Origin of the sequence: Campylobacter sp. TJR-1, from assembly GCF_032840035.1 — a bacterium.
GTDB classification, from domain to species: Bacteria; Campylobacterota; Campylobacteria; order Campylobacterales; family Campylobacteraceae; genus Campylobacter; species Campylobacter fetus.
Genome location: NZ_JAWIZX010000001.1, coordinates 215,585 through 234,342 on the forward strand (window position 1 = coordinate 215,585; position 18,758 = coordinate 234,342).

Here is an 18,758-nt window from a genome sequence, read left to right on the forward strand (position 1 = left end):
TTTATTTATCCTCTACTTGAAATATCAATTTTACCGGCTTTTTATCTTTGCTACTTACTTTATATGTTCCATCGCCTTGATTTACAACGATCTCATCGCCATATACTTTTTTATCGGTCTGCTCTTCATGTAAATATGCATCTCCGCTCAATGTATAAGTTTTTTTTAACGGCTCATATATAAGTATATTTCCGCTGCCGTTATAATTTTTTTTATTTAAAATAGCTTTAAATTTAGCATTTCCGGTAGCAACATACTTAATAGGCTGTCTTTTAATATCAAAATATATCTTTACGCTATTAGAAGTTAAAGTATCATAACTTCCTTTTTTTATAACAACATTGCCTTTTAGATCACTGGTTAGTGACTTCTCATCGGCAAAAAAACTATCGGCAGTTACTTCTACTTGCTCGGCATTTAAACCAATAGTAAAAAAACATAAAATTAAAACTATTTTTCGTAAAACCATCCCTTTACCTTTTGTGCATATATCGTATTATCCATCATATCGTAAATTACGCTTTGACCTACTATAGTATCTGCGTTTTGAGTTATTTTAAAAGGCACATTGCTATTTATAATTTTTGCTTTAGAATCATAGACAATTTCCTCTGAGTCATATCTTAATCCGGTTATTAAATTTCTATAAATTGCACTATTTTTTAAAGTTATATTATCATCTTTTAATATAGCTAATTTTGAACTCAAAGAGTGAGTGTAATCTCCTCTTAAAAACAACCCGCTGAAACTATTTAAAAGATCATAAGTTTCATATCTTGTGACATCACTAGCTTCATATCTTCCATATACTAAAGTAGAATTTAATTCATAGCTAACAACATTACTAGCTTGCATATTGGCCACTTTTAGCTCATTTTTATATATATTTGCCGAGTACGGAGTTTGCAACATCAAAAACACCATACTTACACTAAAAAGAGCGATCACAAAATAGAATATTTTTATAACCAACGCTTCATCCACTCATCTTTTAAATTTAAACGCTCTATTAATATATCTATCATCTCCCTAACAGCACCGTAACCACCTTTTTTGCTAAGTTCTATATCTGTTTGCAGAGAGTTATGAGCATCTATAGGCTTAAAACTGATGGCTACTTTAGAAAGTAATTTCATGTCATTTAAATCATCTCCTATAGCAGCAGCATTCCCCCAGCTAAATCCTTCTAACTTTAAAATTTGATCTGCTTGAGCAAGTTTATCTTTTACTCCTTGAAAACAGTATTTTATACCAAGTTCTTTTGCCCTATTTTCGACTATAAGTGATCTTTTACCAGTTATGATGGCTGAGATTTTACCTAGTTTGTTCCACTGTTCTATAGCAAAACCGTCTTTTACGTCAAACCTTTTGAACTCATCGCCGGTATTTGTTTTGTAAATTCCGCCATCGCTAAGACAGCCATCAACATCTAAAAATATAATTTCTATCATAAAACACCTTTTGTACTAGGTGTTCCCATTCTATCATTTTTGCTTATAGCACGTCTAAATGCTACGGCAAAAGCTTTAAAAGTTGCCTCCGCTATATGATGAGAGTTATCTCCTCTTAGTCTTATTAGATGAAGTGTTATACCTGCATTCATAGCCAAAGCTTGAAAGAATTCTCTTATAAGCTCACTATCAAATGTGCCTATTTTTTCATTTAAGCTACTTTCATATACTAGATACGGTCTATTTGACAGATCAATTGCACATTCAACCGCAGCTTCATCCATAACGACTATACTATTTCCATATCTCTCAACACAACTAAGGGGATATATACTCTCTTTTATAGCAGATCCTAATACGATACCGCAATCCTCAACACTATGATGATCGTCTATAAAAAGATCTCCTTTACAAACAAGCTTTATATCCATCAACGAATGTTTGCAAAGAGCATTTAACATATGGTCAAAAAATCCTACTCCGGTATCTATCTCACATTTGCCGCTTCCACAAATTTCAAGCTCTACGCTAATATCAGTCTCTTTAGTTTCTCTATGTTTTTTTACCATTTAATTATCCCTTACTATAAATGCGCCTTTAAATTTACTAGTGCCTATGAAATCTCTAGCTTCATCTTCGCTTCTAAATCCAGTAAGGAATACTCTATATATAGGTTCTCCCTCTAAGATATAGTTTCTAACCGCGGTTCTATAACCACTTGTTTTATCGTATTGAGTTTTATAGGTATTAGCCCCGTCTCTTTTCCTAAACGCTCCGATTTGTACCATGAAATTTCCTCCAGAATATGTATGCGTAGTTGCTGATTTATTGCTTGGAGTTTCTATCTTGCCATAAAATCCTAAAACCTCAAGCCTAACAGGAGCAGTGCCGGCCGCTATCATAGATATATCGTTTGCTGCGGCTTTTGATAGATCTATTATTCTACCTGCTACAAAAGGTCCTCTATCATTTATCCTAACTACCGTAGATTTTCCATTTTTTAAATTTGAAACCTTAACCATAGTGTTCATAGGTAAAGTTTTATGGGCTGCTGTCATAGCGTTCATATTATAACTCTCGCCGTTGCTAGTCTTTTTGCCATGAAAATTAGGACCGTACCAACTAGCTATACCGCTTGCAGTGTCACCCACTTCAACAACAGTAGGATAGTATGTTTTGCCGTTTATCGTATAAGGACGCATTGTGGCTTTTTGCATACTTGAGGAATTATTTACTTTATTTGTTTTAAAGTCACTAGTACCTGGATAATAAGGTAAATTTTTTACCACCGAACAACCCGTAAAAAATAGGATAGTTATAACTATAATTGAAATTTTATTTAGGTATAACAAGGCTATCTCCTGCTGCTACTTTAGAATTTTTGATATTATTTGCTTTTATTATCTCTTTTACTTCTACATCAAATTTCTTAGATATCCCTATCAAGGTATCGCCTTTTTTTACTTTATAATTTTCAAAAATAGGAGCTGTATTTTTTGATACAGGGATAATTATCTGAGAATTTGGGCTTAGTTTTGCTATCTCATTGTATTTTTGTATATCTTTAGTACCAACACGCCATTTTGAAGCTATTTTTGCTATAGTGTCACCTTTTTTTACACTATAAATTTGAAACTTCTGATCGTTGTTGAATGATTTAAAATTTGTAGCAAATAGATCTTTTTTGCCGATTGGAATATATATATGATACTCTTTTTGATTTGGCGGAGTAAAATCATACCTCAAATGAGTATTGTGCTCTTTTAGTTTTTTTAAGCTAAGACCGATGCTACTAGCTACCATGGCGAGGCTAGTTCCTCCGGGAACAAAAACCTTTGAAACGCTTATTTGATTTGGTCTATTTAACATTGATGAGTCATTGGATATAATAAAATCGCTATCTTCTGCTATATTTGCTGCTAGTAAAATTTTTCTTATAAAAAGCCTTGTTTCTAATGATAGATATTTTTTATCAGGATCTATAAGTACACTAAGCTCATCTGTACCTGCTTTTTGTATAGCCTGTTTTACTCTTACTTCACCGCTATTATAAGCCATTATAGCAAGGTACCATTTACCAAACTGATCTTTTAATCTTTTTAAGTATTGCACTGCAGCCAAAGTTGAAGCCACCGGATCACGTCTTTCATCTACGTACTTATCGACTCTAAGTCCATAAAGCTTTGCTGTTCCTTCCATAAACTGCCACATACCAACGGCTTTTACATTGGAAACAGCTTTATTTGAAAGCCCGCTCTCAACCATAGCTAGATATAAAAACGATTTTGGCATATCTGTTTTACTTATAAGCTCTTTTAACATAGAGATATGCTTATACTCCTCTTTTATAGTATTTACAAAATCTTTTTTAGCTATATTTGATCTCTCGGCTTTCATAGCTAGAAAGTGCGGATCTTTCATATATTTTGGGTCTATATCAAGTTCTTTTAAGATTCTTAGCTGTGCACTATAATCATCTCTAGTTTGAATAAATCCAAAAGCCGAACTATAAGTTAAAAAACATAATAAAATTGCTATAAAAAATCTCATTGAACTCCTTAAATATTAAATAGTTTTTGTGCGTTTTTTGTAGTCATCTCCTCAACTTCTTCTTTTTTCAAATTTAATATGTCGGCCATCTTCTGAGCTACATAATTTGTAAAAACGGGTTCGTTTCTACTTCCTCTATGCGGTTCTGGAGAAAGATATGGACCGTCTGTTTCTATTATAAGTCTATTTTTTGGAATTTTAGGTAATATTTCAACTAGTTTTTTACCGTTTTTAAAGGTTAAAACTCCGCCTATCCCATAATAAAACTTATCGCTTAATTCAAGCAAAATCGGACTTGCATTATAACAGTGTAAAACTCCGCCTACAAGATCATTTTGATACTCTTTTAATATATTTAGACTATCTTCGTTTGCATCTCTTATATGCACTATAAGAGGCTTTTTGAGCTCACAAGCAAGCTTTATTTGATCTATGAAAACTTCTTTTTGCCTATTTTTATACTCCAAAACTCCGGACTCAGGAAGCCTGAAATAATCAAGTCCGCACTCACCAACGGCTACACATTTATCATCATTTGCAAACGATTCTAAACGACTTTTATCATATCCATCTACTTCATAAGGATGAACGCCAACGGAAAAATATAAATTTTCATAACTATTTGCTATTTTACAGGCTTTTGGTAAATCATTAATATCAGCGCCTGGAATTATTATTTTTTTTATACCGTTTTTAAATGCATTTTCAAGAACAGCATCTAGATCCTCATCATATCTCTCATCATCAAGATGACAATGCGTATCTATGATCATAGTATTTCTACCCTATTCTTGCCTGCTATTTTAGCATTATAAAGTGCTTCATCGGCTTTTGATATAATATGATCGATATTTTTAGAAAAATCTCCGTTCGTGACGCCTATAGAAACTGTAAATTTGATATCAAACCCTTTTATATTTATCAAAGAAGAGGCGATTTTAGCTCTTATAGATACTGCTTTTTTAACTGCATCATCAAAATTAATATTTTTCAAAACTACACAGAACTCCTCTCCACCAAATCGAGCAACCAAATCTCCTTCGCTAATCCAGCCTATTAAAAAACTCGAGAGTTTTTGTATGATAATATCTCCTATATCATGTCCAAATTTATCATTTATCTTTTTAAAATCGTCTATATCAAACATAGCAACAGCAAAGCTTTGATCTGAACAGTTTTTATAATACTCTTTCATATCCATATAAAAATATCTTCTACTATAAGCTCCACTTAAAAAATCCGTATTAGCTAGCTTTGCCATAAATTTGATATTTTCCATAAACTCGATACTATTATTTACACGACAAACTAACTCCTCTTTACTAAAAGGTTTAACAATAAAATCGTTTGCTCCGTTTTTTAGAAATTTTGCTCCAGTATCGGCGTCTTTTCCATCTCCTGTTATAGCTATAACACTTAGATCATTTTTAGAATATTTTTCCCTTATATGACCCATAAGCTCAAATCCGTCCATAACCGGCATATTATAATCAGTTAGTACGAGTTTAATATCCGGATTATCGGCTAGATAACTCATAGCTTCCTCTCCGTGCGCTGCGGCAAATACTTTAAACTGCTGAGAGAGTAAAATTTGTTTAATTTTATTTCTCATCGGCGTACTATCATCAACAACCATAACTTTATAATATCTGTTTTTACTAAGTCTATTTATACTATCAAAAATATAATCTATATTATTCATATTGCTTTTAACGACGTAATCCACTATATTTTTATTCATAAATATATCTTTTGTCGCGCTATCTATACTTCCTGTAAGAACTATAACAAGAATATTTTTAGATATTATATAATCTACTATTTCGCCATTTGGCGCATCTGGTAAATTCAGATCCAAAAGCGCTATAAAAAAATCATCGTTGTCATCGACGATATCTCTTGCTTCATTAAAAGTATGAGCAACAACTATGTCCATGTCAACATTATTTTCCATTTTCTTAGCTATTAATCTTGCTAAAGCCTTATTATCATCGACTATTAAAACTCTTTCTTTCATAATCTCCCTTATAATTATTATTAATAATAATTGTTTATTGTATCATTTTAAACTTTGTTTAATCTTTAAATATTAAGCAACGTTTTGGCAAATTCTCTAGCTTCTTCGCTTATAACTTCACCGCTTATCATTCTTGAAAGCTCCTTTATTCTATCATTTGCGTCTAATTCTCTTGCAAATGAATTCTCGCCATTTTTTTCTACCAAAAAGTGATGATGCGCTTTTGAGCTGAGTTGAGGCTGATGAGATATAGCAAATATCTGATAAAACTTAGCAAGTTCTAAAAGAACATCTGCGATACTCATAGCCTCTTTTCCGCTCAGATTAGAATCAATCTCATCAAGTATCAAAACTCCGTTTCCAAAACCTGTTATTTTAGCTTCACTTGCTATAAAAGCCAGTCTTAAACGGTTTATCTCGCCGCTACTTAGAGTTTTTAAATTTGAACTATTTAAACTGATTTCTACTGCATCAATGCCGTCATTTCCCAACTCTTTTTGGGATAATTTTACAGATACCATATCCATATAAAGCTCTTTTAAATATCCGTTTAAAATCATGGCAAATTGTGTGATTTGTTCATTTCTAGCTTTAGAAATACTACTTGCTAAATTCAACACTTCACTATGAAGTTTTTTAAATTTAAACTCAAGTTCACTCTTTTCAAACTCGATTTTTTCATAATGAGCCAACTCCGCTTTTTTTGTGTTTAACACGTCTATGGCTTCTTCTATGCTTCCATAACGTTTTATAAGTCCGTTTAAATTCTCAATTCTATCTAAAATTTCCTCGATATTAATATCGTCAAATTCATCAAAACTCACGCTGCTTCTAGCGATCTTTAACTCATTTAACGCATCACTAAAAAATGTCCCTTCGATATCGCTGATCTCAAGAGCATCAAGCACAGCTTTTTCATAGTTAAATATAGCATCAGCTTTTTGCCATGCGGCTTCTATCTTGTCTTTTTTACTTAACTTTTTTTTAGTAGCGATAAGCTCATCAAATTCCCCTATTTGTGGATTGATGCTTGATATTTTTTGTATCTCGAAACTAGCAAATTCCTTTAGCTCATCTACTTTTTTTTCCTCTTCTAAAACCTTTTCCAATTCCTTTTTGATGAGAATAAACTCTTCAAATTTAGTAGTAAAGTTTTTTAAATTTAGAACAAAATTTTTATCATTTTTACTAGCCAAACCGTCCAAAACGGATATTAGTCTGCTATTTTCAAACTCGCCTATCTCTTTTGCGCTTAGATATTTTAAGTGAGAACCAGCTATCAAACTAAGATTCTTTTTAGATATAGATTGATTATTTATAAAATATCTCGTGCTTTTATCTTTTAATAACTTAAACGTATTTATATCTGCTGTTTCTATGCCAAATTCATCTGCGCAAAAATCATACTCCACATCAGCTTCTATAAGCTTTGCTTCACTATCTTTAAATCCAAAAACAGATAAAATCGCACCCATTAAAACAGACTTTCCGGCTCCGCTGACTCCGGTAAATACGCTAAGTCCGGATCCAAAATTAAGCTCAAGCTCGCTAAATCCAAGATAGTTTTTTATATAAACTCTACTTATCATTATGCCCCCATCTAAGCTTCTGTTTTAAAATTTCAAAATAATCTCTATCTTTATGGCGGATAAGATTTACTCTAACATCGCTAATTCCAACTTCTACGCTAGTATAATTTTTCAAATCCACTCTATCTTGTCCGTCTATCAAAACTACAACATCATCACAGCTTTTAAATTCTACTTTAAACTCTTTTGGAAGTATGAGCGGACGCTGAGTTAAACTATGAGAACAAACAGGGGTAAGACTAAAAACGTCGCAAAGCGGATATATTATCGCTCCGCCTGCACTCATATTATAAGCAGTTGATCCCATGGCAGAGCTTATTATAACGCCGTCTCCAAAATATGAATTAAAGTATTTTGAGTTTAAAAAAGCTTCTATATTAGATGTAGAATCGATCTTTCGTCTCATCAAAACTATATCATTAAAAGCTAATTTTTCCATTATCTTATCATCTTTTTTAAATTTAGCTTCAAGCATATATGGTTTTTCTATTTCGTAGCATCCTCTAAAAAACTCTTCAAAAAATTTATCACACTGATTTAATGTAACATCAGTGAGAAATCCAAGATGTCCAGTATGCACGCCAAATACAAACACGCCGCTACTAGCGCATTTTCTGCAAGTGCTGATGAAATTGCCGTCGCCGCCTACTGATATTATTAAATTTGTATTTTTTAACATCTCGTCTAAACTGCAGCCTACTTCATTTAACTCGGCTGCTATATGATGCTCTAAAAGTACGCTTACTTCATATTTTTCCAGTATTTTTTTTAACGTGTTTATAGCGTCTTTTTGGTCTATTGCGTTTCTAGTTAATATTCCTACGGCTTTTAAATTTTTATGAATTTCAATCATTATGTTTTCCTAATTTTTGTATTTTATAAAAAAAATGCTTAAAAACTAAACTATAAAATCATAACTAAATTTAAAAACATAACAATCTATTTTAAATTTAAATATATAAACTATAGTTTGATAAAAAATTTATAAAACTTGTATTATAATAGTAGTTTTTATTAAGAAAGGACAAAATATGCGGAGTCATTATTGCACCGACCTTAGCAGCAACGATATAGGCAAAAAAGTCCAGCTTTGCGGCTGGGTAAATTCATACCGTGATCACGGCGGTGTCATTTTTATAGATTTAAGAGATAGAACAGGTATTATTCAGCTTGTATGCGATCCAAAAGATAGCAAATCAGCACACGAAATAGGATCAAAAGTAAGAGATGAATATGTTTTAAAAGCTACAGGAACTATAAGAGCAAGAGGGGAAGGATTAATAAATCCGAAGTTAAAAACGGGCGAGATTGAAGTCATAGTTGATGAGCTATACATAGAAAACGAGAGCGCCGCACTTCCGTTTGTTATCGGCGATCCAAACGTCGGCGAAGATATTCGCTTGAAATACCGCTTTTTGGACCTTAGAAACACGGAGAGTTTTGATAAATTTAAACTACGCTCAAAAGCTTCTATAGCGTGTAGAAACGCTCTTGATAGACTAGGATTTTTAGAGGTTGAAACTCCTATTTTGACTCGCGCTACCCCTGAGGGAGCAAGAGATTATCTTGTGCCTAGCCGCGTATATCCGGGAAGTTTTTACGCACTTCCGCAAAGTCCGCAGCTTTTCAAACAACTTTTGATGTGTGCAGGATTTGATAAATACTTTCAAATAGCCCGTTGTTTTAGAGATGAAGACTTAAGAGCCGATCGCCAACCAGAATTTACTCAAATCGACGTCGAAATGAGCTTTTGCACACAAGAAGACGTGATAAAAGTCGGCGAAGAAATTCTAAAAGATATATTTTACGCTTGCGGACACGATATCATAACTCCGTTTAGAAGAATGGAGTACAAAGACGCTATGGAGACTTACGGTAACGATAAACCAGACTTAAGATTTGATCTACCTATGGTTGATGTCATAGATATATTTGCAAAATCAAATAACGAAATTTTCAGCACTCCTGCACAAAATATAAAGAAAAACCGTGCAAAAGCCATAAAAGTTCCGGGAGGAGATAATATCTTTAGCAAACGTCAAATGCAACGTTTTGAAGAGTTTGTGCGTAAATTCGGAGCAAAAGGTCTAGCATTTATACAAGTTAAAGAAGACGGACTAAAAGGACCTTTAGTTAAATTTTTTGAACAAGAGCAAATAGATGAACTAATAAAAAGATGCGAACTTAAAGTAGGAGACGTCGTATTTTTCGGTATTGGAGATAAAAAAACCGTGCTTGATTATATGGGAAGATTTAGAGCTTTCCTTGCAAACGAGCTTGGCATCATAGACGAAAACAAGCTTGAGTTTTTATGGGTAGTGAATTTCCCTATGTTTGAACAAAATGACGACGGTAGCTACTCTGCGATGCACCATCCATTTACTATGCCAAACAACCCAGACGAAGAAGACCTTGAAGATATAACAAGCATAGCTTATGACGTTGTTTTAAACGGCGTAGAACTTGGCGGCGGAAGTATCAGAATTCACAAAAACGATATCCAACAAAAAGTATTTAAATTACTAAAAATAGATGAAGCGGAGCAAAGAGAAAAATTCGGATTTTTACTTGACGCTCTTAGTTTTGGTGCGCCTCCACACGGTGGATTTGCCATAGGTCTTGATAGACTTATCATGCTTGTCACAAAATCAGCTAGCATAAGAGATGTTATAGCGTTTCCTAAAACTCAGCGTGCAAGCTGCCCTATGACAAAGGCTCCTAGCAATGTCTCAAACGAGCAATTAAGAGAGCTAGGACTAAGACTTAAAGGGAAGGAAACTAAATGAAAAAACTATTTTTAATCATCGGAGCGCCAGGAAGCGGCAAAACAACCGATGCAAGTATGATAGCCGCAAACGATGATAAATTTGCGCATTATTCAACCGGAGATCTTTTAAGAGCCGAAGTTGCGAGCGGAAGTGAGCTAGGAAAGCTCATAGACAGCTTTATATCTAAAGGAAATTTAGTTCCTTTAGAAGTAGTCGTAAACACTATCATCTCAGCCATAAGATCAAGTGATAAAAACTATATCTTAATAGACGGATATCCAAGAAGCGAAGAGCAAATGAGAGAGCTTGATAGGGTTTTAGCTTCTCAAAGCGAAGTTAAACTCGATGGCGTCATTGAAGTAGATGTAAGCGAAGAAGTAGCGAGAAACAGAGTTTTAGGTAGAGCACGCGGAGCCGATGATAACAATGAAGTATTTAACAATAGAATGAAAGTATATCTTGACCCTATAAAAGAAATACGCGCATTTTATAATGACAAAAAAATACTTCACATGATAAATGGCGAACGCACTATAGAAACAATAGTAGTGGATATGAAAAATTTAATCGAAAACTTAATCAAAGGATAAAATCATGGATATAAGCAAAATCAAATTCGGAAGCAATCCAGACAAACTAAACGCAGTTATCGAAATTCCGTTTGGCTCAAACATAAAGTACGAGATCGACAAAGATAGCGGTGCCGTAGTCGTAGATAGAGTTTTATACTCAGCTATGTTCTATCCTGCAAACTACGGTTTTGTACCAAACACTTTGGCTGATGATGGCGATCCTGCAGATATCTTAGTGCTAAACGAATATCCGCTTCAAGCAGGTAGCGTGATACCTTGCCGTTTGATAGGTGTTTTAGTCATGGAAGATGAAGCTGGAATGGACGAAAAGCTTTTAGCGGTTCCTGTTACTAAGATAGATCCAAGATACGCAGATATCCACTCTATAAGCGACCTTAGTGAAGCTACGCTAAACCGAATAAAAAACTTTTTTGAGACTTATAAACTACTCGAACCAGGAAAATGGGTAAAAGTAAAAGGCTTTGAAGATGCTAAAAAAGCCGAAGAGATTTTAGACAAAGCTATTAAAAATTATAAATAACTAAATTTAAAACGGCGCTTCTTAGCGCCTTTAAATTTAAATATCTGATTTGATCTCTGATTTATGCTAATCTCATATATAAAATAGGATACGGATTGCCCTGTTCGTCAATATCTGATCTTTTATAAACACGAAAACCCATATATTCATAAAACCGTTTAGCTATAGGATTTTGCTCATTTACGCACACTTCGTTAATGGAATAGTTGTTTATACCATAACAGATGAGTTTCTTTCCAAAACCTTTATTTTGCTCTTTTGAAGAGACAAATAACATATCTAGTTTTTGACCTTCTATCCCCATAAATGCTTGTATATTTCCTTTTTCATCTTTTAAAATAATCAAATTTGAAACATCATATAGAGCTTGCGGGACGTATTTTTTTATATTCTCTATTTCCAGATCAGATAAAAACAGATGTGTCATTCTGAGCGAATCTTCCCAGACGTTTACAAGTCGTTCTATCAAAACCGAATTTCTGTCTTTTATTTCTACTATTTTCATTTATTTTTTACCTCAAATCAAATTTGACAAGATTTGCAAGCGCAAATTTTAGTCGTTCATATCCTCAAAATCATCATAATTTATCTCTAGTTCATTATTTTCATACTGTTTTAAAACTATATTTTCAACCTTTTGTTTCAATACCGAAAAATTTTCAAAATCATTGTTTCTTATCTCATCGATCAAAATCAAACAGGAGTCATCATCTAAATTTAAAGATAAAAATTTAAGAGCTCCACTGATATCTGTATTTTTTGTAATGCTATGTTCTATAAACTGTATTGCACGCAGTATCTCGCCGCTGATAGTATTTGCTTGACCCATATAAGGAAGCAAGCTTTTATACATCTGTTCTTTTATATCATCCATTGTTCCGATAAGGGGATTTTTTTCCAACACAAACTCATCTCCAAAGCGCGGAGTAATCTTATAAGTATCCACTCCGACCACTTTGTGAAATTTATCACCTCTTCTATCACCGCACTCCCAACACCTCGAATAGCACTCTCCATCCCATCCATTAAGCGCAAAAAATCTCCCATCTATCTCGACTACGACTATTTCTTTATCTAACCAATGCATAAAATTTCCTTTTTTTGCGTTAATTATACAAAAAAAATTATAAATATAAAAGATAATTTATATCTGATTAAAAACTAAATACTAATTTCATATATTCCATTTTGGCAACAGTCTATCTTTTTCATTGATTTTTAAGCCAAAAAAGCTTATTCCAAAAAGATTTTTTAAATTTACATCAGTTAAAATATCTTTTGACTCGCCGAATATAGCGCCATTAGCACCATTTAGCAAAAGAGTTTTGTGAGATATAGCAAGAGTATGATCTGGATAATGAGATGTAAATAAAACAGATATATTATATTTAGTATTTAAAAGATTTATAAGAGATAAGATCTTGTTTTGGTGAAAAACATCGAGGTAGGATATCGGCTCATCCATAATCAAAAGCTTAGGAAACAAACATAAAGCTCTAGCTATCAACACAAGTTGTTTCTCTCCTCCGCTTAACTCATAAATATTTTTACTAAGCAAATTAGTTATACCTACGATATCTGCAGCTTCTAAAACATAATCCAAGTCATATTTACTCGGTCTTTGGAAAAGCCCTAAATGAGCGTTTCTACCCATTAAAATAATATCTTTTACTAAAAATGCAAATGTTGAATTCTCTGCTTGAGGTACGTAGCCTAGAAATCTTGCTCTATGTTTTAAATTTATAGAACGGATATTAACGCCGTCTATAAATATTTCACCACTACTATAGCTTTGCAAAGACAATAATATCTTTAAAAGAGTACTTTTACCTATACCGTTTTTACCTAAAATCGATACGGTTTCACCTTTTAAAATATCAAAGCTAACTCTATTTAAAATTAAATCATCTGCGTAACTAAATGATAGATTATTTACGTTTAAAACCACTGATTTGCCTTTTTGATAATTATAAAACCGACAAGCGGAGCTCCAATAAGTGCTGTTAATATGCTAAGCGGTATTTCAGACTGAGTAGCGCTCCTTGCTACGGTATCGACTAAAATTAGATAACCTCCTCCTATCAAAGCCGACATAGGTAGAACTACAAGATTATTTGCACCAAATATCATTCTTACTATATGCGGCACCAAAAGTCCAACCCAACCTATGATACCGCTAACAGCCACGCTAGACGATACGACAAGAGTTGATAATATAATGATAGATAAACTAAGCATTCTACTCTCGCCTAAAAATCTTGCGTGATCACTGCTCAAAGAAAGAATATTTACTTTATAGCTAAAAGAGCATAATAAAAATAGACCGACTAACGATATGGGAAGCAAAAACAGAAGATCAGACCAGCTAGTAAAGTTCAAACTTCCCATAAGCCAATATATGATATTTGGAAGTTTATCATTAGGATCAGCCAAATATTTAACTATGGCGATCAAAGCTCCGAATAACGCTCCGACTATAATGCCTGCTAAAACTAGCATTAGTTTTGAGTTTTTATTTGATATATTTCCTATAAAATATGCCATTAAAACAGCTATAAATCCAAATACAAAAGCCCCTATTTGAACCAAAAACGGCTCGTTAAAAAATAATATAAACACCACGGCTCCAAATCCTGCACCGCTTGTCACTCCTAATATATTTGGACCTACTAGGGGGTTTTGAAAGATGGCTTGAAACGCTGCTCCGGCTACCGATAAACTAGCTCCGATAAAAAACGCCGCTATCAGTCTTGGGAGTCTTATTTCAAACAATATCATATCAAAAAATTCATTTTGCGAACTATATAAAAGCTCACTTAAACTTATTCTTCCTACCAAAAGAGAAAAACCGGCTATCGCAATCAAAGCAGTCAAAACAACTGCGTATTTTTTCATTTTATCACTCCAATATATCTTCATAATATCTACTATTTTTATTCTTTTCGTAATGCAAAATAGATAAAATTTCACTATCGTTCAAATTATAATTATAAAAAATATTATAACTATTCATCATCTCTTTTTTTAAATTTAAACTAGATTTGCCATAAAATATCTTATTTAACCATATCCACGACAGATGAGACTCTTGAGACGGGGGATCCCATCTCTCGCCACCGAAGGGAATTTTATAAACGGCTCTATTTTTTACCGCATTTATATGTTTTAGAAATTTATTTGAGTAGATATCCTCGGGACTGAGATCTTGCTCGAAATTATTTAATAGTATTATATCCGGATTATAAAGTAATATCTGCTCTAAATTCACAGTTTTTTGACCGATATGAGAAGCAACGTTTATCCCGCCTGCTAATTTAATATTATAATCTTGATAGGTCTGCTTTCCTGAAACCAAAAAAGCTTGTTTGTACCTTAAAAAATATAGAACTTTTGGTCTATTACGTATATTTTTTAAGCTAGTTGTAATCTGATTTTCAACAAAACTTCTATTTTTAAGTATAGTTTCTACTTTATGTTCTAAATCGTAAGCTTTGCCTATTATTTTAAACCAATTAATAGCGTTTTTCTCGTCTCCATAGTCTAAAAGTACTAAATTTATACCTATTTTCTGCAAAGGTTCAACTATCTTTTGAGACATATGTGCCCATTGAAATACTATATCAGGCTTTAATCTTATAACTTCTTCCACATTTGGAACGAAATTTGAGCCGACTGCATTTGTTTGTAAATCAAGCGTCTTAGGAAAAATCCTTCCTAAGATACCGTTTTGAATTGCGATTTTTGCAAGCGGATGGATGGATACTAGTTTATCTGCGTTATTATCTACGCTTATGCTAAATGAAGCTAATGGAATCGGAAAACTGATGACTCTACTAGCTGGTTTTTCGAGCTTTATCAAATTTCCTCTCTCATCGCTAAACTCTATTTCTTGTGAAAATAAAGATACAAGCAATACAAATAAAACAACAAATATTTTTTTCACTTATATAATTCCATTTTAGATAAATATCTTAAAAATGCTTCTGCAAATTTTGTAGCATTTGGCATAAAAAAACTTCCGTGATGATAAAATGGATCTAAGGAAGTTAATATTAGTCTACCACCGTAATAATCTTTATTATCTAAAAATATAGTTTTTTTCTGTATTTTATGTTCTATAACACTTATAGCACCGTTCATAGGCTCATATCCATCATGATAATGCCATATCATATCGTTAAAATTTATATACTTAAATAGTTCATAATCCGCATTTGAAACCTCTATATCTATGCTATTATTTTTCTTATCTAACCACCACCAAAAATTAAAAGGAAGCTTGGATAATTTCACGCCATGCAGCCAAAGCTCAGCATCGTTTCTGCCCATTACGACTAAAGTCTTTCCGGCTTTTAAAAACTCATAAAAAATATTTTTATGCTCTAGAATTTTTTCTATCGAACTAGCGCAAGTCACTATCAAAATATCCACATCATGCAAATCATCTATTTGAAGCTCAGGTATATAAATAACTTTTGAAAAAAATTTATTAAAAGGTTTTTTATGCAAAGATACTATATGATACGGTGTTCCGCTATCTAAAGCCGCTATACTATTCATATCTATCTCCTAAATAACTAATGATATTTTTCAATATCTTAGAGTTTATCTCGTAATTTTCACCGCAAGTATAAAGATCATTTCCACAATGAGAGTAGAATTTTCCATTTCCAACCTCAATCTCCCAATCAACAGGAACATTACCGCTACTTATAGAAGTGATAATATCTGCGTTTAAAGGAGGTGGATTTTGACCTCTTGAGTAAAATCCTGCCACGCCTTTTCTCGTATTTAACTTTTCTATGTCTATTTGATCATAAATTTTATGATAAATGCACTGCATAATAAAAAAATCCGTAAATTTGGGATTTTGAATAGGTTTAAACTCTTTTAATTCCTTTAAAAACGGTAAAATAATATGACCGTTATAAAACACTCGTCCTCCTAAATTTAAAAAGTTTTCAAATTTGAAACTAAGTTTTTTTATTAGATATTGATCTAGATAAATAGTCATCAAAATACCGTTATATCTGTTAAAATCCATATCTTCTATACTATATTGACTAACGCATTCAACTCTTTTAAACTCATCTAAACTCTCAAAATTACTCAGTTGGGAGGGCTTGGCTCCTATAAATAATATATCTTTCATAAAATCTCCTAAAAACTAGCTCTTAAGCCTATTTTAAAATTTCTACCTGGATTTAAAAGAGGATTTGTCTTGCTCACGGGATATCTAATATCCTCGGGCACTGATGGCATAGAATATTTTTTATCAAATATATTTTCAATGCCGAAATTCAACTCCACACTCTTAAAAGCGCCCATATTTCCGAATTCTTTTCCAAAATATAAATTTGAAACCGCGTAACCGCTTCGTTCTCGCTCACTCAAATTATCCGTTCTTGTCTTATTTGACGCCCATTGAGTAGTATATTCTATATATGATTTTTTTATAGATTTTGGCTCATACATTAGACTGATAAAACCATTTAAAGGCATTATCTGGGGCAATGGTTTATGAGACGTTTTATCCTCGCCGTAAAGATAACTTGCATTTGTTTTAAAAATCAAATTTGAAAGCAATTTATAAGCTATATCAAACTCAATTCCGCTTATGCTAGATTCTCCTACGTTTTGCAGCTGCCTTGCGGGAGTATTTTTATATGTTATATTTCTCGTAACTATTAAATTTTTATAACTGCTTGTGAATGCTGTTAAATTTGAAATTATCAAACCGTCTTTATACTTTAATCCGGTTTCATAACTTAATCCGGTTTCTGGTTTTATACTACTATTTGGAAGAGTAAATACGCCGCTCACTCCATCACCAACAGCCGTTATCTCCGTGACTGATGGCGCCCTAAAAGATGAGTTTATATTTAAAACAAAATCCAAACCTCCAAATAAAGGATATATCATACCAAAACCGCTAGTAGTTTTGTTTGTAGACGTATCTCCAGCACTTTCAAACAATTTTTTTATCTCGTTATTTTTGATAAAACTTGTTTCAAGTCCGGTCTTAAAATAATCATGCCTAAGACTAGCGCTCAGCAAAGTTCCTCCTTCAAATCCATACTCCAATAGCCCAAACACTCCGATATTTAGTTGAGTAGAATTTGGCGCACTTTTTATTCTATTTTTACCGTTTACGCTCTGCTCGCTACCGTCTCTACTCTCATAATACCAGTCTATTCCATATGTCTGAGACAAAGACTCACCGCTATAAGCAACTATACTTTTACCGCCATATACAACTGGTCCAATAACATAATTATCAACCCATTTTTGCGGCGAGTTTAAATTTGGAATTACGTTTATATGAGTATAAAGCTCTCTTCTATAAAGACTAGCTTCTAAACTACCGTTTTGCATCTGCGCACTATATCCCAAAGCTAAATATTTTTCCCTCATAGGCTCTTCTCTCATCTGTCTTTGCAAAACACCGGGTGCATTTCCGGCTCCAGGAGATGCAAATTGTCCTGCAGCTCTACCTCGATTTACTTTAGTATATCTAGCCGTAAGTTCTACTCTATTCGTATCTAAAAAGCTATAACCGGCTTTTAGATCAAAGCCTCTATAAAGATAGTCCGAGTTTGGTATTACGCCCTCTTTCGTACCGTAATTATCTCCGTCTTTGTAGTTTATACCTAACAAAATATCAAATCCGTCTCCAACTCCTCCAAGCTGAAATCTATTTGCAATCGCATGATTTACGCTTTGATATTCACTGCTTATATAAGTATCTGTTATATTAAATGGAGCTTGAACATCCCCAGTAGCTCTTTTTGTTATAACATTTACCACGCCTCCAAAAGAATCCGTACCATACAAAGATGAAGCAGGACCTCTTATTATCTCTATTCGCTCTATCTGGTTTGGATCAAAAAGCATATACTCAAGAGTATTTCTACCTCTAAACCTATTACCGTCTACAAAAAGAGGTGCTCTAAAGTTCTGAGTACTAAATCCTCTTAAAATAATCTGTCCCGAGCTCATTCCATCAGGAGCATAAGAAATTCCCGGCTCATCGGCTATAATGCCGGTTAAATTCGTGCTTTGTCTGCGCTTTATCGTATCGCCGTCTATAACAGATACGCTTTTGCTTATATCATCAAGTTTTTGTGCACTTCTATTTGCACTTACTATGACATCATCAAGCTTTGTACCGGCATATAAACTGCTTGCTAAAACTAAAGATAGTAAAATAGTAATCTTTTTATACATTTATAATTCCTTAGATATTTTTGTTATAATACTAAAATTGATA

General features: G+C 33.1%; 21 protein-coding genes. 3 read left to right on the forward strand and 18 right to left on the reverse strand.

The window, feature by feature from the left end; translation table 11 throughout:
* Position 1 precedes the first annotated feature (1 nt).
* The 10 genes from RVY88_RS01165 to RVY88_RS01210 all read right to left on the reverse strand — a co-directional run bounded on the left by RVY88_RS01165 (position 2) and on the right by RVY88_RS01210 (position 8,460).
* A complete protein-coding gene (locus RVY88_RS01165; RefSeq protein ID WP_162167512.1) occupies positions 2-469 on the reverse strand; it encodes an LptA/OstA family protein in 468 nt (155 codons plus the stop codon).
* Positions 451-984 (reverse strand): hypothetical protein, encoded by a 534-nt coding sequence (locus RVY88_RS01170; protein ID WP_128973651.1) that lies wholly within the window; start codon positions 982-984, stop codon positions 451-453. Before RVY88_RS01170 ends, RVY88_RS01165 begins: the two co-directional genes overlap by 19 nt.
* The gene (locus RVY88_RS01175; protein ID WP_002849845.1) at positions 963-1,451 is read right to left on the reverse strand and encodes a KdsC family phosphatase; all 489 of its coding nucleotides are present in this window, start codon (positions 1,449-1,451) and stop codon (positions 963-965) included. The genes RVY88_RS01170 and RVY88_RS01175 overlap by 22 nt, the downstream gene beginning before the upstream one ends.
* On the reverse strand, positions 1,448-2,020 hold the full coding sequence (gene hisB / locus RVY88_RS01180) for an imidazoleglycerol-phosphate dehydratase HisB (RefSeq protein WP_162167513.1): 573 nt from the start codon (positions 2,018-2,020) through the stop codon (positions 1,448-1,450). Before hisB ends, RVY88_RS01175 begins: the two co-directional genes overlap by 4 nt.
* Positions 2,021-2,740, reverse strand: coding sequence for a septal ring lytic transglycosylase RlpA family protein (locus RVY88_RS01185; RefSeq protein ID WP_002849852.1), 720 nt, complete (start codon positions 2,738-2,740; stop codon positions 2,021-2,023). It lies immediately after the preceding gene.
* A 46-nt stretch (positions 2,741-2,786) separates the two neighbouring features.
* On the reverse strand, positions 2,787-4,001 hold the full coding sequence (locus RVY88_RS01190) for a lytic transglycosylase domain-containing protein (protein WP_042960308.1): 1,215 nt from the start codon (positions 3,999-4,001) through the stop codon (positions 2,787-2,789).
* Positions 4,002-4,009: 8 nt separating this feature from the next.
* Complete coding sequence (locus tag RVY88_RS01195) at positions 4,010-4,774, reverse strand: TatD family hydrolase (protein ID WP_002849854.1); 765 nt, start codon at positions 4,772-4,774, stop codon at positions 4,010-4,012.
* Complete coding sequence (locus RVY88_RS01200; protein WP_002849855.1) at positions 4,771-6,018, reverse strand: diguanylate cyclase; 1,248 nt, start codon at positions 6,016-6,018, stop codon at positions 4,771-4,773. The genes RVY88_RS01195 and RVY88_RS01200 overlap by 4 nt, the downstream gene beginning before the upstream one ends.
* Before the next feature lie 65 nt (positions 6,019-6,083).
* Complete coding sequence (locus RVY88_RS01205) at positions 6,084-7,607, reverse strand: AAA family ATPase (protein WP_134867457.1); 1,524 nt, start codon at positions 7,605-7,607, stop codon at positions 6,084-6,086.
* Positions 7,597-8,460 carry an NAD(+) kinase gene (locus tag RVY88_RS01210; protein ID WP_010401859.1) on the reverse strand — a complete coding sequence of 288 codons (864 nt, stop codon included), beginning with the start codon at positions 8,458-8,460 and terminating at the stop codon, positions 7,597-7,599. Before RVY88_RS01210 ends, RVY88_RS01205 begins: the two co-directional genes overlap by 11 nt.
* A 178-nt stretch (positions 8,461-8,638) precedes the next feature.
* On the opposite strand from RVY88_RS01210, the gene aspS reads away from it, so the two are divergent.
* The 3 genes from aspS to ppa are packed head-to-tail and all read left to right on the forward strand — an operon-like array spanning position 8,639 to position 11,488.
* Positions 8,639-10,393, forward strand: coding sequence for an aspartate--tRNA ligase (gene aspS / locus RVY88_RS01215; protein ID WP_002849857.1), 1,755 nt, complete (start codon positions 8,639-8,641; stop codon positions 10,391-10,393).
* Entirely contained in the window at positions 10,390-10,965 is a 576-nt protein-coding gene (locus tag RVY88_RS01220; RefSeq protein WP_038453794.1) for an adenylate kinase, read from the forward strand. Before aspS ends, RVY88_RS01220 begins: the two co-directional genes overlap by 4 nt.
* A gap of 4 nt (positions 10,966-10,969) precedes the next feature.
* Complete coding sequence (ppa, locus tag RVY88_RS01225) at positions 10,970-11,488, forward strand: inorganic diphosphatase (RefSeq protein ID WP_002849859.1); 519 nt, start codon at positions 10,970-10,972, stop codon at positions 11,486-11,488.
* Between the two features lie 61 nt (positions 11,489-11,549).
* On the opposite strand, the gene RVY88_RS01230 is transcribed toward ppa, so the two are convergent.
* From RVY88_RS01230 to RVY88_RS01265, 8 genes are all read right to left on the reverse strand, one after another.
* Entirely contained in the window at positions 11,550-11,993 is a 444-nt protein-coding gene (locus tag RVY88_RS01230; protein WP_162167514.1) for a GNAT family N-acetyltransferase, read from the reverse strand.
* A gap of 48 nt (positions 11,994-12,041) precedes the next feature.
* A complete protein-coding gene (locus RVY88_RS01235; protein WP_002849861.1) occupies positions 12,042-12,575 on the reverse strand; it encodes a hypothetical protein in 534 nt (177 codons plus the stop codon).
* Positions 12,576-12,662: 87 nt separating this feature from the next.
* Positions 12,663-13,436, reverse strand: coding sequence for an ABC transporter ATP-binding protein (locus RVY88_RS01240; protein WP_002849862.1), 774 nt, complete (start codon positions 13,434-13,436; stop codon positions 12,663-12,665).
* Entirely contained in the window at positions 13,427-14,407 is a 981-nt protein-coding gene (locus RVY88_RS01245; protein ID WP_011732117.1) for a FecCD family ABC transporter permease, read from the reverse strand. The genes RVY88_RS01240 and RVY88_RS01245 overlap by 10 nt, the downstream gene beginning before the upstream one ends.
* Entirely contained in the window at positions 14,388-15,431 is a 1,044-nt protein-coding gene (locus tag RVY88_RS01250; RefSeq protein WP_162167515.1) for an ABC transporter substrate-binding protein, read from the reverse strand. The genes RVY88_RS01245 and RVY88_RS01250 overlap by 20 nt, the downstream gene beginning before the upstream one ends.
* Positions 15,428-16,048, reverse strand: a complete 621-nt coding sequence (locus RVY88_RS01255) for a hypothetical protein (RefSeq protein ID WP_111738213.1) — start codon at positions 16,046-16,048, stop codon at positions 15,428-15,430. The genes RVY88_RS01250 and RVY88_RS01255 overlap by 4 nt, the downstream gene beginning before the upstream one ends.
* Complete coding sequence (locus RVY88_RS01260) at positions 16,041-16,640, reverse strand: hypothetical protein (RefSeq protein ID WP_002849866.1); 600 nt, start codon at positions 16,638-16,640, stop codon at positions 16,041-16,043. The genes RVY88_RS01255 and RVY88_RS01260 overlap by 8 nt, the downstream gene beginning before the upstream one ends.
* 8 nt (positions 16,641-16,648) lie before the next feature.
* Positions 16,649-18,715 carry a TonB-dependent receptor gene (locus tag RVY88_RS01265; RefSeq protein WP_162167516.1) on the reverse strand — a complete coding sequence of 689 codons (2,067 nt, stop codon included), beginning with the start codon at positions 18,713-18,715 and terminating at the stop codon, positions 16,649-16,651.
* Between the last annotated feature and the right edge of the window lie 43 nt (positions 18,716-18,758).

Excerpts from the sequence above, each read along its gene's own strand:
- RVY88_RS01165 (WP_162167512.1), bottom strand. The coding sequence starts at position 469 with ATGGTTTTACGAAAAATAGTTTTAATTTTATGTTTTTTTACTATTGGT.
- RVY88_RS01175 (WP_002849845.1), bottom strand. The coding sequence starts at position 1,451 with ATGATAGAAATTATATTTTTAGATGTTGATGGCTGTCTTAGCGATGGC.
- hisB (WP_162167513.1), bottom strand. The coding sequence starts at position 2,020 with ATGGTAAAAAAACATAGAGAAACTAAAGAGACTGATATTAGCGTAGAG.
- RVY88_RS01190 (WP_042960308.1), bottom strand. The coding sequence starts at position 4,001 with ATGAGATTTTTTATAGCAATTTTATTATGTTTTTTAACTTATAGTTCG.
- RVY88_RS01195 (WP_002849854.1), bottom strand. The coding sequence starts at position 4,774 with ATGATCATAGATACGCATTGTCATCTTGATGATGAGAGATATGATGAG.
- RVY88_RS01200 (WP_002849855.1), bottom strand. The coding sequence starts at position 6,018 with ATGAAAGAAAGAGTTTTAATAGTCGATGATAATAAGGCTTTAGCAAGA.
- RVY88_RS01205 (WP_134867457.1), bottom strand. The coding sequence starts at position 7,607 with ATGATAAGTAGAGTTTATATAAAAAACTATCTTGGATTTAGCGAGCTT.
- RVY88_RS01210 (WP_010401859.1), bottom strand. The coding sequence starts at position 8,460 with ATGATTGAAATTCATAAAAATTTAAAAGCCGTAGGAATATTAACTAGA.
- aspS (WP_002849857.1), top strand. The coding sequence starts at position 8,639 with ATGCGGAGTCATTATTGCACCGACCTTAGCAGCAACGATATAGGCAAA.
- RVY88_RS01220 (WP_038453794.1), top strand. The coding sequence starts at position 10,390 with ATGAAAAAACTATTTTTAATCATCGGAGCGCCAGGAAGCGGCAAAACA.
- ppa (WP_002849859.1), top strand. The coding sequence starts at position 10,970 with ATGGATATAAGCAAAATCAAATTCGGAAGCAATCCAGACAAACTAAAC.
- RVY88_RS01230 (WP_162167514.1), bottom strand. The coding sequence starts at position 11,993 with ATGAAAATAGTAGAAATAAAAGACAGAAATTCGGTTTTGATAGAACGA.
- RVY88_RS01235 (WP_002849861.1), bottom strand. The coding sequence starts at position 12,575 with ATGCATTGGTTAGATAAAGAAATAGTCGTAGTCGAGATAGATGGGAGA.
- RVY88_RS01245 (WP_011732117.1), bottom strand. The coding sequence starts at position 14,407 with ATGAAGATATATTGGAGTGATAAAATGAAAAAATACGCAGTTGTTTTG.
- RVY88_RS01255 (WP_111738213.1), bottom strand. The coding sequence starts at position 16,048 with ATGAATAGTATAGCGGCTTTAGATAGCGGAACACCGTATCATATAGTA.
- RVY88_RS01260 (WP_002849866.1), bottom strand. The coding sequence starts at position 16,640 with ATGAAAGATATATTATTTATAGGAGCCAAGCCCTCCCAACTGAGTAAT.
- RVY88_RS01265 (WP_162167516.1), bottom strand. The coding sequence starts at position 18,715 with ATGTATAAAAAGATTACTATTTTACTATCTTTAGTTTTAGCAAGCAGT.